Source organism: Coprobacter fastidiosus, from assembly GCF_982245605.1.
On the sequence record NZ_CEVCIF010000063.1, the window covers coordinates 1 to 15,922 of the forward strand.

12 protein-coding genes and 2 tRNA genes are annotated in these 15,922 nt (G+C 38.7%); 3 read left to right on the forward strand and 11 right to left on the reverse strand.

The genetic code is table 11. From position 1 onward, the window contains the following. Positions 1–82 precede the first annotated feature (82 nt). Positions 83–892: a glucosamine-6-phosphate deaminase gene (gene nagB / locus AC0UMU_RS12730; protein WP_122337007.1), complete on the reverse strand. Its 810-nt coding sequence runs from the start codon at positions 890–892 to the stop codon at positions 83–85. A gap of 209 nt (positions 893–1,101) precedes the next feature. On the opposite strand from nagB, the gene AC0UMU_RS12735 reads away from it, so the two are divergent. Continuing rightward, positions 1,102–3,084 (forward strand): glucosamine-6-phosphate deaminase, encoded by a 1,983-nt coding sequence (locus tag AC0UMU_RS12735; RefSeq protein ID WP_009318330.1) that lies wholly within the window; start codon positions 1,102–1,104, stop codon positions 3,082–3,084. 68 nt (positions 3,085–3,152) lie between these two features. Here the strand turns inward: AC0UMU_RS12735 and AC0UMU_RS12740 are convergent, their stop codons facing one another. Further along, entirely contained in the window at positions 3,153–3,422 is a 270-nt protein-coding gene (locus tag AC0UMU_RS12740; protein WP_195595498.1) for a tetratricopeptide repeat protein, read from the reverse strand. A gap of 177 nt (positions 3,423–3,599) precedes the next feature. After that, positions 3,600–3,672, reverse strand: a tRNA-Glu gene (locus tag AC0UMU_RS12745). A gap of 212 nt (positions 3,673–3,884) precedes the next feature. Here AC0UMU_RS12745 and AC0UMU_RS12750 point away from each other — a divergent pair. Then, complete coding sequence (locus AC0UMU_RS12750; protein ID WP_288639998.1) at positions 3,885–5,180, forward strand: NCS2 family permease; 1,296 nt, start codon at positions 3,885–3,887, stop codon at positions 5,178–5,180. A 51-nt stretch (positions 5,181–5,231) separates the two neighbouring features. On the opposite strand, the gene AC0UMU_RS12755 is transcribed toward AC0UMU_RS12750, so the two are convergent. From AC0UMU_RS12755 to AC0UMU_RS12790, 8 genes are all read right to left on the reverse strand, one after another. Continuing rightward, complete coding sequence (locus AC0UMU_RS12755) at positions 5,232–5,993, reverse strand: hypothetical protein (RefSeq protein WP_288639999.1); 762 nt, start codon at positions 5,991–5,993, stop codon at positions 5,232–5,234. A gap of 443 nt (positions 5,994–6,436) precedes the next feature. Beyond that, a tRNA-Gly gene (locus AC0UMU_RS12760) sits at positions 6,437–6,509 on the reverse strand. Positions 6,510–6,667: 158 nt separating this feature from the next. Continuing rightward, positions 6,668–7,117 carry a YqaA family protein gene (locus AC0UMU_RS12765; RefSeq protein ID WP_022390052.1) on the reverse strand — a complete coding sequence of 150 codons (450 nt, stop codon included), beginning with the start codon at positions 7,115–7,117 and terminating at the stop codon, positions 6,668–6,670. Continuing rightward, positions 7,078–8,082, reverse strand: a complete 1,005-nt coding sequence (locus tag AC0UMU_RS12770) for a hypothetical protein (RefSeq protein ID WP_288640001.1) — start codon at positions 8,080–8,082, stop codon at positions 7,078–7,080. Before AC0UMU_RS12770 ends, AC0UMU_RS12765 begins: the two co-directional genes overlap by 40 nt. A gap of 5 nt (positions 8,083–8,087) precedes the next feature. Next, positions 8,088–9,356 (reverse strand): phosphoribosylamine--glycine ligase, encoded by a 1,269-nt coding sequence (gene purD, locus AC0UMU_RS12775; RefSeq protein WP_022390050.1) that lies wholly within the window; start codon positions 9,354–9,356, stop codon positions 8,088–8,090. A gap of 20 nt (positions 9,357–9,376) precedes the next feature. After that, entirely contained in the window at positions 9,377–11,530 is a 2,154-nt protein-coding gene (locus tag AC0UMU_RS12780; RefSeq protein ID WP_288640003.1) for a S9 family peptidase, read from the reverse strand. 21 nt (positions 11,531–11,551) lie between these two features. Continuing rightward, entirely contained in the window at positions 11,552–13,102 is a 1,551-nt protein-coding gene (locus tag AC0UMU_RS12785; protein ID WP_288640004.1) for a THUMP domain-containing class I SAM-dependent RNA methyltransferase, read from the reverse strand. 26 nt (positions 13,103–13,128) lie between these two features. Continuing rightward, a complete protein-coding gene (locus AC0UMU_RS12790; protein WP_009318321.1) occupies positions 13,129–14,028 on the reverse strand; it encodes a serine O-acetyltransferase in 900 nt (299 codons plus the stop codon). A 293-nt stretch (positions 14,029–14,321) separates the two neighbouring features. Between AC0UMU_RS12790 and AC0UMU_RS12795 the strand changes: the two genes are divergently transcribed. Then, positions 14,322–15,863 carry a bifunctional GNAT family N-acetyltransferase/carbon-nitrogen hydrolase family protein gene (locus AC0UMU_RS12795; RefSeq protein WP_009318319.1) on the forward strand — a complete coding sequence of 514 codons (1,542 nt, stop codon included), beginning with the start codon at positions 14,322–14,324 and terminating at the stop codon, positions 15,861–15,863. The last annotated feature ends 59 nt before the right edge of the window (positions 15,864–15,922 follow it).

Consider the following 15,922-nt stretch of genomic DNA (forward strand, 5'->3'; position numbering starts at 1 on the left):
TTTACCGAAATAAACAATAGCAAAAGGGGCTATCCGACTTTTTGGACAGCCCCTTCTCTTTTATTATTTAGTTTATTTTAATTTAGAGCAAAGAGTCCGGGTCTAAATTATTCTTTTCTATATCGAGAAAGTATTTATATGTTCCGACTTTCAATTCGTCAGTAGCTGCATCATCACAAACAATAATGCTTTTAGGATGCATTTGCAGAGCACTGATTGTCCACATTTGACTGATACCACCTTCGACACCATGGCGCAATGCACGAGCTTTGTTGTGTCCGTTGACGATAATCAAGACACTTTTAGCGTCCATTACCGTACCGACACCTACTGTCAAAGCGGTTTTCGGAACTAAGTTTACATCATTATTGAAAAACCTTGAGTTTGCGATGATCGTGTCATGAGTCAAAGTCTTGACACGAGTACGCGATGTAAGAGCAGATCCCGGCTCGTTGAATGCTATATGCCCGTCAGGACCGATACCTCCTAAGAAAAGGTCTATACCTCCTAACGATTTTATTTTCTCTTCGTATCGGGCACATTCTTCTTCAGGATTTTCGGCATTTCCGTTCAATATATTGACATTTTCCGGTTTAATATCGATATGGTTGAAGAAATTATTCCACATAAAAGAGTGGTAACTTTCGGGATGATCTTTCGGGAGACCGATATATTCGTCCATATTGAAAGTTATCACATTTTTGAATGATACGACTCCTTTTTTGTTCAAATCGATTAAATTCCGATACATTCCCAAAGGAGAAGATCCGGTCGGCAGACCTAAGATAAAGGGTTTTTCTTCTGTCGGATTAAACTCATTGATTCGGGCGGCAACGTAATTGGCTGCCCAACGCGATACGTTTTCGTAGTTCGGTTGAATAATTAGTCTCATAGTATATTTATATTTGTTGATATGTCCTTTTCTGCATGTTTTATTCAAACTTTGTTTCAAAAGTACGTAAATTTAACTATTAAAAACGATACAATAAGGTAAAATCGTATCAAATTATTGTTTTTGGCACAACCTTTATAAAAATGAATGTACTTTTTGTGGGTAATAATATATATCTTTGTTATTCTAAATTTAATAAACCCCATACTATGAAAGCAAATTTAAGCTCTCAAATCAAATTAGACAGAACGCCGAAACGTTACTATCGGCCGGATAATGCGTTCGAACTTACCGCTCTTACGCGTTTTGAAAAAGTATTTACTGAAATTTATGAAAGCTCCGAAGAGGGAGCATTGCAAGTAGCTCGTGAAGTTGCCGATTTAATGCGTACCCGTGAGAAAGAGGGACGTTTTTGTGTTTTAGCATTAGGATCAGGTGCCGGAACTCATGGTGTATATCGCGAATTGGTGCGTATGCATCAAAATGAAGGTTTAAGCTTCTCTAATACTATTATATTCAATGTCAGCGAGTTTTTTCCATTAGAGGCAGATGCTCCCGGAACATCGAAGTTATTGCATGAAGTATTGATCGATTTGATAGATATCGATCCTCAAAATGTATATACTCCGGATGGGACTATTGCTAAGGAGTCGATTTTCGATTTTTGTAAAGATTATGAAAAGAAAATCGAAAAATTAGGCGGACTTGATCTTACATTAGTGGAGTTCGGACCTTCCGGAAATCTGGCATTTAACGAACCGGGTTCTCAAATCAATTCTTCTACCCGTTTGATGTTGTTAGGTAGCGAATCTCGCCACAATTTTGCAAAATTATTCCACTCCAATGAGGCAGTTCCTCATAGTGCTATTACGATGGGTATTTCGACTCTTTTGGGTGCGAAAAAAGTGATTGTCGTAGGTTGGGGCGAGACAATAAGTCCCTATGTGAGACAAGCGATCGAAGCTCCTGCATCCGATACCGTTCCGGCAAGTTTTCTGCAATCCCATAAAGAGTCTAAATTCGTTTTAGATCTTTCTTCAGCAGAACACCTGACACGTTTAAGTACTCCTTGGTTGGTTACTTCTTGCGAATGGGACGATAAATTAATTCGTCGGGCTATCGTATGGCTTTGCCGTATTACGGGCAAACCTATTTTGAAATTAACGAATAAAGACTATAATGATAACGGTTTGAGCGAATTGTTGGCACTTTTCGGTTCGGCATATAATGTAAATATCAAGATATTTAATGATTTGCAGCATACTATTACCGGGTGGCCGGGTGGAAAACCGAATGCCGATGATACTTTCCGACCTGAACGGGCGAAACCTTATCCTAAGAAAGTTATTGTATTCAGCCCGCATCCTGATGACGATGTGATCTCTATGGGAGGTACATTAAAACGTCTGGTAGATCAACATCATGATGTACATGTTGCTTATGAAACATCGGGAAATATCGCAGTCGGAGACGAAGATATGATGCGTTATGTAATGCTTATGGGGGGAATCGCAAAAGATTTTTGCTTCGATACTCCGGAATTTATGGCTAAACATGCGGAAATAACTAAATTTGTAAAAGAGAAAAAGGACGGGGACATAGATACACCCGATATTCGCCATCTGAAAACGTTGATTCGTCAGGGAGAAGCGCGTACTGCATGTAATTATATCGGTGTGAAACCGGAAAATGTTCATTTCCTGAATTTGCCGTTTTATGAAACGGGAACAATTAAAAAAGGAGATTTGACCGAGGTAGATAGAGATATTGTCAAAGATCTTCTTGAAAAAATTAAGCCGGATCAGATTTTTGTTGCCGGAGACTTGGCCGACCCTCATGGCACTCATCGTGTTTGTTTGGATGCGGTTCTTGCGGCTATTGACGATATCAAGGATGAGGAATGGATGAAGAATTGCCGTATATGGATGTATCGCGGTGCATGGGCAGAATGGGAAATCGACCATATTGAGATGGCTGTACCTATCAGTCCGGAAGAATTACGCCAAAAACGAAATTCTATCTTGAAACATCAGTCGCAAATGGAAAGTGCACCGTTCCTTGGTGATGACGAACGTCTTTTCTGGCAACGGGCAGAAGACCGGAATAAGGCAACGGCAGACTTATATACCAGTCTTGGTTTGGCTTCATACGAAGCGATAGAGGCTTTTGTAGAATATCATCCGTTGCGATAATATTATAAAGAGTAGTAGAAAGAAAGCGGGCTGTCTCATTTTTAAGTGGGGCAGCTCGTTTTTTATAATTATGGATTAAAATCCGGATTCATGAAATTTTGGATGTCGACAAGTACCTCTTGAGCCTGTTTGGCCGGACTTTCGGGGTTTATCTCCGTAGCGCTTAAATAGTAAAAAGTCGCTTGTTTCCAGTCTCCTTTCTTTCTAAAAATATTACCTAACAAATAATACGCCTCATCGTCTTTCTCATTTTGTTCGATACGCCGATTGAGCAATTCGATAGCCTCTTCCAATCTGTTTTCAGCGATTAAATCTTTTATTATGTCTGTTGTTTCCATATTCTGCCGTTTTTACAAATATACGCTTTTTGATCAGATTAAACTTTAAATAGGCCCTAAAGTGGAATAATTAACGTTTTTACGAGAACAGAGTTTTTATCTGGAGAAGTGCACCCACCTTTTTGGGGAAAGGCAGAATAAAAAAGAGATTACCGTTGTCGATAATCTCTTTTTTTGTAGCGGAGCCGGGAATCGAACCCGGGTCTCAACAATGAGAATGTTACATGCTAGGCCACTACACTACACCGCCATAAATATGCAACAAATGTATATAAAATTTTAAATCGATGTTCTCGAATATTGATTTTTTTTGGAAAATTTAAAATATCTCTTTAAGTGAGAATATTTTGGTTCGATATACCTTCTTATCTAAAAATTAAAATAAGGAGTAATACTTTTATTACATTTGTAACTTGGATAATAAGTTCATTATTCGATTATAAATACGATACTGTTTTGTGTATGTTACAAAAAATATTCGGGTTCAATAAGCAGACGATGAACCTACGCACAGAAATAATTGCAGGAATTACGACTTTTTTGACAATGAGCTATATTTTGGCTGTAAATCCGGCAATGTTGAGCATTACGGGTATGGATAAAGGGGCAATCTTTACCGCCACAGCCCTTGCTGCCGCTATCGCTACGCTTTTGTTAGCTTGGATGGCAAAATTACCTTTTGCCCAAGCTCCGGGTATGGGGCTGAATGCTTTCTTTGCTTTTACCTTAGTGCAGGGTATGGGTTATTCTTGGGAAACGGCATTGACAGCGATGTTTGTAGAAGGACTTATATTTATATTGATTACACTGTTAAATGTCAGAGAAATAATATTGAATAGTATTCCGGTGAACCTCAGGCACGCTATATCTGCCGGGATCGGAATGTTTATCGCTTTTATAGGATTAAAGAATGCCGGCATTATAGAATCGAACCCTTCGACATTCGTGGCATTAGGGCATTTTACTCCTATATCTTTATTAGCTATTTTCGGAATATTGCTGAGTGCCGTGTTATTGATAAAGAAGGTAAAAGGCGCTCTGTTTTACAGCATTCTTTTGTGTACGATTGCCGGTATACCGTCAGGTGTTACCGAGATACCGGAAAATTTTATACCCGTTTCCATGCCTCATTCCATAGCCCCTACATTTTGTAGATTCGATTTTGAAGGCTTCTTTACTTTAGATATGGCAATTATCATTTTCACATTGTTGTTTATGAATATATTCGATACGCTGGGAACTTTGGTCGGACTTGCTACGAAAACAAGAATTATGGATAAAAATGGACATATTCCCCATGTGAAAGAAGCCATGATGTCCGATGCTATCGGGACTACGATCAGTTCGATGTTAGGAAGTTCTACTGTCACGACTTATGTAGAAAGTGCTTCGGGTATTGCGGAAGGAGGGCGTTCGGGCGTTACTTCTCTGATTACCGGTTTGCTTTTTATTCTGGCGCTCTTTTTTGCTCCTGTTTTTCTATTGATACCCGGAGCAGCTACGACCGGAGCTTTTGTTTTAGTCGGTGTATTTATGATGGATTCTATCGGTAAGATAAATTTGTCCGATATTTCAGAAGCTCTCCCGGCTTTTGTTACGATTATTATGATGTTGCTGACCTATTCGATAGCCAACGGTATCATTTTGGGATTGCTTTGTTATGTGTTGTTGAAGTTGTTCTGTGGGAAATATAAGCAGATTACCCTTACGATGTATATTCTCGCTATATTGTTTATTATAGATCTTATTTTGGCGTAGCGGTTTTTGTTTCTTATTATTATTTCAATTCACAAATTGAAATAATGAATATTATTTAATTGAATACCAATTTTTTATTGCTTTTTTCGAATAAAAATCATAAGATATTTCTAAATCCTTGTAAGCAATACATAGATTGTCGGATATTTCTTGAAATTTATGATAATCATTTCTATGTTTTTTGAAAGCTAATAATATGGTGCTTATATTTTGGTGAAGATTTCTTATTTCTGTTTTATCTGTAAAGTCAATTTTTTTATATATATTCTTTAAAGAATTTAATATATTAGTTTCATACCAAGATATAGTTTTGTCGTAATGATCAAAATTGCTTAGAATAAATTTGATTTTTGGAATATTTTCATCTAATCTTTGACTTAATATTGAAATTTCTTTTTTATATATTTCGTATGTAGATAATAACTTCTTTTGGTTTTCTTCTATTTTAATTAAGGAGGTAGTAAAAAGATAAAACATAGATGATAGTTCTTTTCTATCTTTACTGCATAGGTTAATTAAAAATACCTCAGATAATTTTTCTATTGGCAAATTTTTAATCAGAGATATAGGTAATTCTTGAAAATTAAAGATTTCTGCTTCTGTTTTATCGGAGATACTAATTTGATAGATAAAATCTTTTATAGATATTTTTTGTTGATAGATTAATGGAATAATATTGTCTAAATATTTTATAACTAATTCCCTATATAGGGATAATTCTCTATGTTTGTTTTTGCGATTATACCTCCAATTTATACCTATTCCTAAGCCAAATGTTATAATAGGAATAATAATATTTGCAATTATCTCCATAATTATTGTTATTTAAACAAAGATATTTATTTTCTTTTAAATAATTTCTAAAAAAGACTACATTTTTGGATTTTGCTTTTGTATAAGTAAAATTTGGTTAGGTTGCATTTTGTTTAGTATGAGTATTAGTATTTCACGATATATCTAATTAAATAAGTATATTAAAGTAATGAAAATATTATATTTGAGAAAGTAAATAGAAAATGTTATAATTATTGGATTTGAAAAATGAATATTTAATTATAGGAATAAAAAAGATAAGCTTTAGTTTGTATATTTAAATATAAAAGAAATATCAATATTCAGTTTTAGTAGATAGCCTCTATAATTTTTTTGAGATAACCGAATAGTCCATATTATTATATAGCTCAGTACATTAAAAAATGTTCCCTAAAATGAAAAAAACAGCTATTTACAAAATATGCAAATAGCTGTTTATCAAGAGCGGCAAACGGGACTCGAACCCGCGACCCTCAGCTTGGGAAGCTGATGCTCTACCAACTGAGCTACTGCCGCATTTCTTTTTGACGTGGACAAAGATACAATTTTTTTTATTTCAATGTATATTCTGTAAAAATCTTTTTTTGTTTAGTGATGTAAGAGGTTGTTCAAGTTTTCTGATAAAGAGCTTTTCAAAGTTGACTCCGGGTAAAATTTAGACAGGCATTTAAAATCTACATAAAGAAGTCGATGCCTTTGGCAACACAGTAATAACGGAGGAATTTGCCTGCAAGCATCGATAAATTTGTAATAAGTACATTGGCACGCATAAGCCCTAATGTGACGATGATCAGATCTCCTCCGGCAGGAAGAAAGACGAAAAAAGCCATCAGAGCTCCTTTCCCTTGCAAAAATTTTTGAGTTTTATCCAAACTCGATTTCTTAATGCGCAGATATTTCTCTATCCATTCGACTTTTCCCAGTCGTCCTATATAATAGCAGGTTACTCCTCCCAGCCAATTTCCGGCAGTTGCCGAAGCGAGACATCCCCACTCGTTATATCCGGCATATAGCAGCAGGCCTAATACGACTTCTGAACTAAACGGAAGAATGCTTCCGGCAAGAAAACCTGCTATGAAAAGCCCTATATAACCCCACTCACTAAGTCCTGCAATAAAATCCATAAATAGAATAATAGGTAAATGAATATAATGGTATAGAACAAATAAACCGTTGCCTTGTTGGTAATGTTATTGAAGAGGTGTGATGCTTGTATTGCTACATATACATTTAAAAAAGGCAGGAAGTTGTAAAACTCCGAAATATTCAACCCGATGAATATTGTTGTACACACAGATAAGACATTGATAAACTCGTTGTAAACGCGAGTACATATTTTGTCGCTGTAATGCTTATAAAGGCTGCTTATGCCAGCAATGAATCCGATGGCGATTGTCGGTAAGAGATATAATAACTGGGAAAATTCGCCTTCGTCATGTAGCCAATGTATTGTCCCGGCGGTTTTGAATATTTTATCGAATGATAACGGATAATTCCAAATGAAATGCCCTCCGTAAAAGAGCCATATAACCGTAATAATTCCGATTATGGACGCAAAAAATGTTTTAGAATTTAATGCTCGGGTCTGATATAATCCGATCCAGAATATCGGGAGAAAGAATATTAACGGTGTCCAAAACAGAAAACCGGCTGTAATAAGCAGGGAAAAGGTAAAAGCTTGATTCTGCGGGCGAATATTTTGATATGTACTGTAAAGAAGTGCTATGGACAATAAGATCACCGGTACGAGAATATTGCCGATTCGTAATTCTGAAGTCAGTTCGGGATTAGAACATTCAAGTAATAAGAAAAACAGCAAAGGAAGCGATGAATGCGCTCTTACGATCGTATATATGTTATTGATCCATAGGAGTAATAAACTGCTTATCAAGATTGCTCCCAGATTGATAATAATACGGATATGCTCGGTATGTATTCTGTTGAACAAAAAAGACAGCAAGCCTTCTGTACCGGATACCTGCGGATCGTAAAAGATGTAAGCTATCAAAGATAACAAGCAGGCAGCTACCACACTGAATGTAATGGTGGTAGCACTGCCCGAAATATTGTATAGCTTGTCTTCCCTCATATATGTTAAAGGTCAAAACCTATATCGTGGCGGAAATATTTCTTTTCGAAAGAGATTTTTTCCGCATTCTTGAATGATGTCGCAAGAGCTTCGTTTTTATCTTTTCCATAAGAGCTTACGGCGATAACGCGACCTCCGTTCGTGACGATGTTCCCGTCTTTCAATGCTGTCCCGGCGTGGAACAAGATACTGTCGTTTATCCGGTCGATTCCGGTGATTATTTTCCCTTTTTCATAGTTACCCGGATAACCTCCCGATACGAGCATAACCGTTACTGCGGAGCGAGGATCGACTCGGAGTTCTTTTTCGGATAGTTTGCCTTCGGCTACACCTTCGAATAGTTCGACCAAATCGGAAGCTATACGGAGCATTACCGCTTCGGTTTCGGGATCTCCCATTCGCACGTTATACTCTATTACCATCGGTTCGTTTTTCACATTGATAAGACCGAGGAATATAAAACCTTTGTATTCGATATTTTCGGCTTTCAGGCCTTCTATTGTCGGTTTTACGATACGGTCTTCGACTTTTTTCATAAATTCGGCATCAGCGAACGGTACGGGAGAAACCGCACCCATACCTCCCGTATTCAATCCGGTATCGCCTTCCCCGATCCGTTTGTAGTCTTTCGCCTCAGGGAGTATTTTATAAGAATTGCCATCGGAAAGGACGAAAACCGAGCATTCGATTCCGGATAAAAATTCTTCTATGACAACCGTGCTGCTCGCTTCTCCGAACATACCGCCGAGCATTTCTTTCAGTTCCCGTTTCGCTTCGTCCAAGTCGGGAATGATCAGTACACCTTTCCCGGCTGCCAATCCGTCGGCTTTCAGTACGTACGGAGCTTCCAATGTGTCGAGAAAAGCGCATGCTTTGTCATACTGCTCGGCCGTGAAACTTGCATAGCGGGCGGTGGGGATATGATGACGCATCATAAATGCTTTGGCGAAGTCTTTGCTCCCTTCGAGTCGTGCACCCTCTTTTGATGGTCCTATTACCGGAATTTTATTTAATTCCGAATCGTTTTTGAAATAATCGTATATACCTTTTACCAATGGGTCTTCAGGTCCTACTACGACCATATTTATGTTATTGTCGAGGACAAACTGACGGATACCGTCAAAATCGGATGCCGACAGAGCTATGTTGATTCCGATCGACGCTGTTCCTGCATTGCCCGGGGCAATATATAGTTTATTTACTTTCGGACTTTGTTTTATTTTCCATGCCAGAGCGTTTTCCCGGCCTCCTGATCCTAATAACAAAATGTTCATTATTGTCTGTTTTTCTTAGTTTATTTTAAATAATCATCAAAATACCGAGTTATTTTTTCATATAAATGTACCCGGTCAGGACCCAATACATTGTGGAAGTGTCCCGGATATACAAAGTAGTCGGGATATGTACCGGATTGAATACAACTTTTTAAAAAAGATAAGCTGTGTTGCCAGACTACTACCGGATCTTGATCTCCGTGTATCAGCAATAAATGTCCTTGAAGGTTTCCTGCAATACGGTTCAAATTACTGTTTTTATATCCTTGTGCATTCTCTTTAGGTGATCCCATATAACGTTCACCGTACATTATTTCATAATATTTCCAGTCGATTACAGGACCTCCGGCAACACCGGTTTTGAATGTTTCGGGATTGTTCAGCATCATATTTGTGGTCATAAATCCGCCGAAACTCCATCCGTGTACACCGATTCTGTTTTCATCGACATACGGTAGAGATTTCAGCCATTTTATACCTTCCATCTGATCTTGCAGTTCAATCTTTCCAAGCTGCCGATGAGTAACATTTTCGAATGCCGATCCCCGGTTTGCCGATCCTCTTCCATCTATTGTAAAGATAATATATCCCCGATTTGCCATATAAATATCCCAGCCTCTGGCATCCCACTTCCAGCCATCCCGAACTTGTTGGACGTGAGGGCCTCCATACACATATACGATGACAGGGTATTTCTTACCGGTTTCGATTTTTGCCGGTTGTGTAAGACGGTAATATAAGTCTGTTTCTCCGTCCGCCGCCTTTATTGTCCCGCACTTTATATCCGGCATTGCATAACCGTCATAAGGGTCGGGCGCACATAATAGATTTTTTGTTTTACCTGTTTTCAGATCGGAGAAATCGATCATGCGGGGAGTATTATGGTTACTGTAACGGTCTATCATATATCGTCCCGATTTGCTCATCAGGGGGGTGTGTACGCCGTTTGCAGGAGTCAGTCTTTCCCGTTTTCCGTTTGAGAGGGTTACCCGGTATAAATTCACTTCCAGAGGAGATGCTTCGGTAGAGGTGATATATAAGTATTTTCCTGTCGGATCTATTTCTGCCGAAAGGACTTCCCATTCTCCCCGAGTGATTTGCCGGATCATTTTTCCCGATGTGTCGTAAAGATATAGATGCCGGTAACCGTCTTTTCGGGAAGTGTAAATAAATAATTCGGGTTTTCCGGGAATGAAAATCAGCGGATTTTCCGGTTCTACATATTTTTCATTTGTTTCGGTAAACAAAGTGCGGAGATGCTTTCCTGAAGCAGCATCATATGCTTTGACAAGGCAAGTGTCTTGACGGCGGTTCAATTCTTGTATATAAATTTCTTTTTCATCGGGCGACCATGTTATATTAGTAAAATAACGGTCTTTAGGAGTTCCTGTATGCAGATATACGGTATTTCTGTCTGAAAGACGAAAAACACCGACTGTTACTTCGTGACTCCGCATGCCTGCCATCGGGTATTTGATATTTTTCAATTTAGCTTCTCTTGCCGAAATATCTACTAATGGATAGTCGCCTACCATGGTTTCATTCATCCGGTAAAATGCAAGAGCATTTCCTTTCGGAGACCAAAAAGTACCTTTCTTGATCCCGAATTCATTCCGGTGTACATTATTTGCACCCATCGAAATATAGCCGTTCAAATCTTTACCTACGGTTATCCGGTCTCCGTTTGGCGATATAATATATAGTCCGTTCTCATTGGTCAGGGCATATTGGCGTTTGTGCGGGTCAAAGTCGAAATCGGTGTCTCCTTTTTCCAATGGATAAAGCTGTTCGATAGAGCTGCCGTCGGCAGATAAATGGATAAAATGCTTGTCATGTAAAAACGATATTCCGTTTTCTTTTCCGTCTTCCCACACTGATATTCTGGGCATCGATCCGACAGGTTTCAGCCCTTTTTCCGCAATAAACCGGTTTATATCCTTTACGGTAACAAGAACCTTTTCTTTATGATTTCCCGGTTTTACGATCATTATAGAATCACCTTTTTGATAAATATAATTTTCTCCGAGAAATTGTAGTTGCTTTATATTTTTCGGCACGAATCGAGCGTAAGTTTTGCCTCCGGGCATCAGGTTATCGAGTGAAAATTCTTTAAGTTGAGCCGATACAGCCATAAATTGAGTGATTGCTAATATAAATAAAAAACGGAGTTTCATTCAATAAATCATTTTTGTTTGTTACTTATCAGGATAATTCCTTTTACGTGATTTTTTCATCTGTTCTTTTTCTTTCCGTGCAAGGTTCTTGTCTCGAAGCTTTTTCCAACCGGGACGATTATCTTCAGAAGGAGTGCGGCCGATAGAGGGCTGTCTGAATGTGACGAACTTTTTCACGGCTTCTTCTCCATGCCATTCGGGAATGCTGCTGTCTTTCCATTCTCTCTTATTTTCCGGCAGTTTCTCGAAATCGTCTTTTTTCTTTCTGAAACGGGTCTCTGTTTTGGTGAAAGGTTCTTTGTCTCGATAAGGTAAACGCTTTTCTGCCTTTTCATTGTTCCTTTCTTTGAAGCGATATTCCCGTTTCTTGAACTCGGTAGATTCACTGTCTTTCTTTTTTTCCTTGAATCCTCCTGTCTCGCGTTTGAAGTCGTTATATTTACCTTCGAAAATTTCGTATTTCCGGTATTCGCATTCTAATGAACCGTTCATCATATTTATGCAAATAGCGGGTTTCAGGCCTATTTTATTGAAACATTCGTCGTGATAACTGATAATCCAAGCATCATAGCCTTTGAATACGTGTTTAAGCTGAGAACCTATCATTTCATATAATCCCAACAGGTCTTTTGACGAGATGCGTTCTCCGTAAGGAGGATTTGTTATCAATATTCCGTTTTCGGGTGCTTCGGTATATTGTTGAAAAGGTTTTACCTGCAGATCGATATACTTAGCCATTCCGGCGCTTTTTATATTTTCTCGGGCGATAGCAATAGCTTTGGGTGAAATGTCAGAACCGTAAATCTTGAAATTAAATTCTTTTTCGTTGCTGTCATCATTATAAAGAGAGTCAAAAAGCTCTTCATCGTAATCGTTCCACCGTTCGAATGCGAAGTCTTTCCGATAGATTCCCGGTGCTGTATTTGTTGCGATCAGGGCGGCTTCGATCAAGATCGTTCCTGAACCGCACATGGGGTCTATGAAATTTTTTTCACCTTTCCATCCCGATTTAAGAATAAGGCCGGCTGCCAAAACTTCATTAATGGGAGCTTCGGTTTGTGCGACTCTGTATCCTCTTTTGTGTAGTGATTCTCCGGAACTGTCGAGAGATAGAGTGCAGGTGTTGTGCGCAATATGCAGGTTCAATATGAGATCGGCATTGTTGAGCCGGACCGACGGGCGTTTACCTGTTTTTTCCATGAAAAAGTCGGCGATGGCATCTTTAGCACGATAGGTGACGAACTTCGAATGTTTAAATTCTTCCGAAAAAACGACAGATTCGATAGAGAATGTTTGTTCGGGAGACAGATATTGATGCCAGTCGAAAGACTTGATTTTTTCATAAACCTCATCTGTATCGGATGCTGTGAATGAGAAAATCGGTTTGAGAACACGCAATGCCGTCCGACAACATAAATTCGTTTTATATAAAAGCTGTTTATCCCCCTTGAAAGATACCATGCGTTTGCCGATTTCGATATCTTCTCCGCCCAGTTCGGCAATTTCTTGAGCCAGAATATCCTCTAACCCTTGCAATGTTTTAGCGATAATTTCAAATTTCTCGTTTTTCACCCTGATAAAACTTTATATTTGCGTATTTATTTTTCTGCTTTTTGTTGTAAAATGCGAGCTCCGGGTTCAACGTTTTCCGTAACCCAGATGTTACCGCCGATCGTAGCGCCTTCTCCGATTGTAATGCGGCCTAAAATAGAGGCATTGGAGTAAATAATGACATTGTTCCCGATAATCGGATGTCGGGGAATACCTTTGATCGGATTCCCGTTTTCGTCAAGAGGGAAACTTTTTGCACCGAGAGTTACCCCTTGATAAATTTTCACGTTATTGCCTATAATTGCAGTTGCTCCGATAACGACTCCCGTTCCGTGATCGATAGTGAAATATTCTCCGATTGTAGCGGCCGGATGTATATCTATACCTGTTTCGGAATGAGCCATTTCGGAAATCATTCGAGGAATAAGCGGTACTCCCAATTGAATAAGACAGTGAGCAATGCGGTAATTGCTGATAGCCCGTATTGCAGGGTAACAAAATATGACTTCTCCGTAACTCTCCGCTGCCGGATCTCCGTTATAAGCAGCGATCACATCGGTAGCCAGCAGACGGCGTAGTTCGGGCAGGGATTTGATAAACTCTGCCGATTTCTCGTTTGCCGATTCCCGCATATTTTCAAGACTGGTGTATTTTTTGCGGTCGCAAGCGAAACAAAGACCTGCCAGTATCTGTTCGGTCAATAGTTCGAACAAACGTTCTGTACCTACACCGACATAATATGAAATTGTACGACGGTTGATTGTAGAATGTCCGAAATAGCCCGGAAAAATCAAAGACCTGCACAATTCGATAATTTCGTGTAAAACTTTTTCTGAAGGCATCGGTTCTCCGTCATGATGTTGATGGCATAGAGTCTTGAAAGACTCGTATTCCGATAGCTGTTCTACGGTAGAGGTGATTACATCGGAGTATTTGTGCGGGTTCATATTCTTTTTTTCGGTTTTATTAAAAAGACATTCTTTGCAAAGTTACAAAATATCGCGGATATTCCGGACTAAAAGTTAGGTTAGAGTCTAATAGCTTGTCTAAATTTTCCGACAAAAAATATTATCAAGTCATTTTTTTGTTTTCTTTCAGCCTTTTTTCCGTTTTTACTTGTCAGTATATCTTTCAAAGAAATTATCATGGAGGTTTCTCGCTCTAAAAAGAGAATGAAAAAGATATCTTTTTTTGACAGACAAATTCATATCTTTGCGTTCGTTTTTTTAAAATCTTTGATATGGAACTTTCCCACAAGATCAATAAGGTAGAAATTCGCAATTTACAGATTTCAGATTATACTCAATTGTCTCAGTCGTTCCGTAGGGTTTACTCTGACGGATCGGATGTTTTTTGGACTCACCAGCAGATTGAAAAACTGATCGCTATTTTTCCGGAAGGGCAGTTTGTAACGGTTGTCGATGAGAAAATCGTCGGATGTGCTCTTTCTATAATCGTTGATTATGATTTGGTAAAAAACGATCATACGTATGCAAGGGTTACCGGAAACGAGACTTTTGACACTCATAATCCTAACGGAAATATTTTATACGGGATAGAAGTATTTATCCATCCCGACTATCGAGGGTTGCGTTTAGGACGTCGTATGTATGATTATCGCAAAGAATTGTGCGAACGGCTTAATTTGAAAGCGATCATGTTCGGAGGCCGTATTCCGAATTACCATAAATATGCTGCGGATATGCGTCCGAAAGAGTATATCCAGAAAGTCAAAATGAAAGAGATTTATGACCCTGTACTGACTTTTCAGCTCTCGAATGATTTTCATGTGCGCAAGGTAATGACAAATTACTTGCCTAATGATGAGGAGTCAAAACATTATGCCACTTTACTGCAATGGGATAATATTTATTATACTCCGCCGACTCAAGACTTTAAAGTAACGAAAACTAATGTGCGAATAGGTTTGGTACAGTGGCAGATGCGTCCCTATAAGAGCATAGATGATGTTTTTGAACAAGTCGAGTTTTTTGTGGATGCCGTATCGGATTACAAAAGCGATTTTGTATTATTCCCCGAATATTTCAATGCACCGTTGATGGCAAAGTTCAATCATTTGGGAGAATCGGAAGCTATTCGTTCTTTGGCGCAATATACCAATGAGATTCGCGACAGGTTTATCAATCTGGCTATCAGTTATAATATAAATATAATTACCGGAAGTATGCCGTTAATTAAAGAAGATGGCCTGTATAATGTCGGATTTCTGTGCCGGAGAGACGGGAGTTACGATATGTATGAAAAAGTGCATATTACTCCGGATGAAATCAAGAGTTGGGGGTTGACCGGTGGTAGCATGGTGAAGACTTTTGAGACAGATTGTGCACGTATAGGTATATTGATATGCTACGATGTCGAATTTCCCGAATTGTCCCGTTTAATGGCTGACCAAGGAATGCAGATTCTGTTTGTGCCTTTCCTTACGGATACGCAGACGGGATATTCCCGAGTGAGAGTATGTGCTCAAGCCCGGGCGATAGAAAACGAATGTTTTGTTGCGATTGCCGGAAGCGTAGGAAATCTTCCGAGAGTGCATAATATGGATATACAGTATGCTCAATCAGGGGTATTTACTCCTTGTGATTTTGCTTTCCCGAATGACGGGAAACGGGCAGAAGCAACTCCGAATACCGAAATGATATTGATTTCAGATGTTGATTTGGATTTATTGAATGAACTGCATACTTATGGAAGTGTCCGCAATCTGAAAGATCGTCGTCAAGATTTGTATGAGTTGCGGTTAAAAAAGAAAAATAACTGATTTCTAGGGATATTCAGTAAATGTCCCTAAAAATCAAGATGGCATATGAAGATGATAGA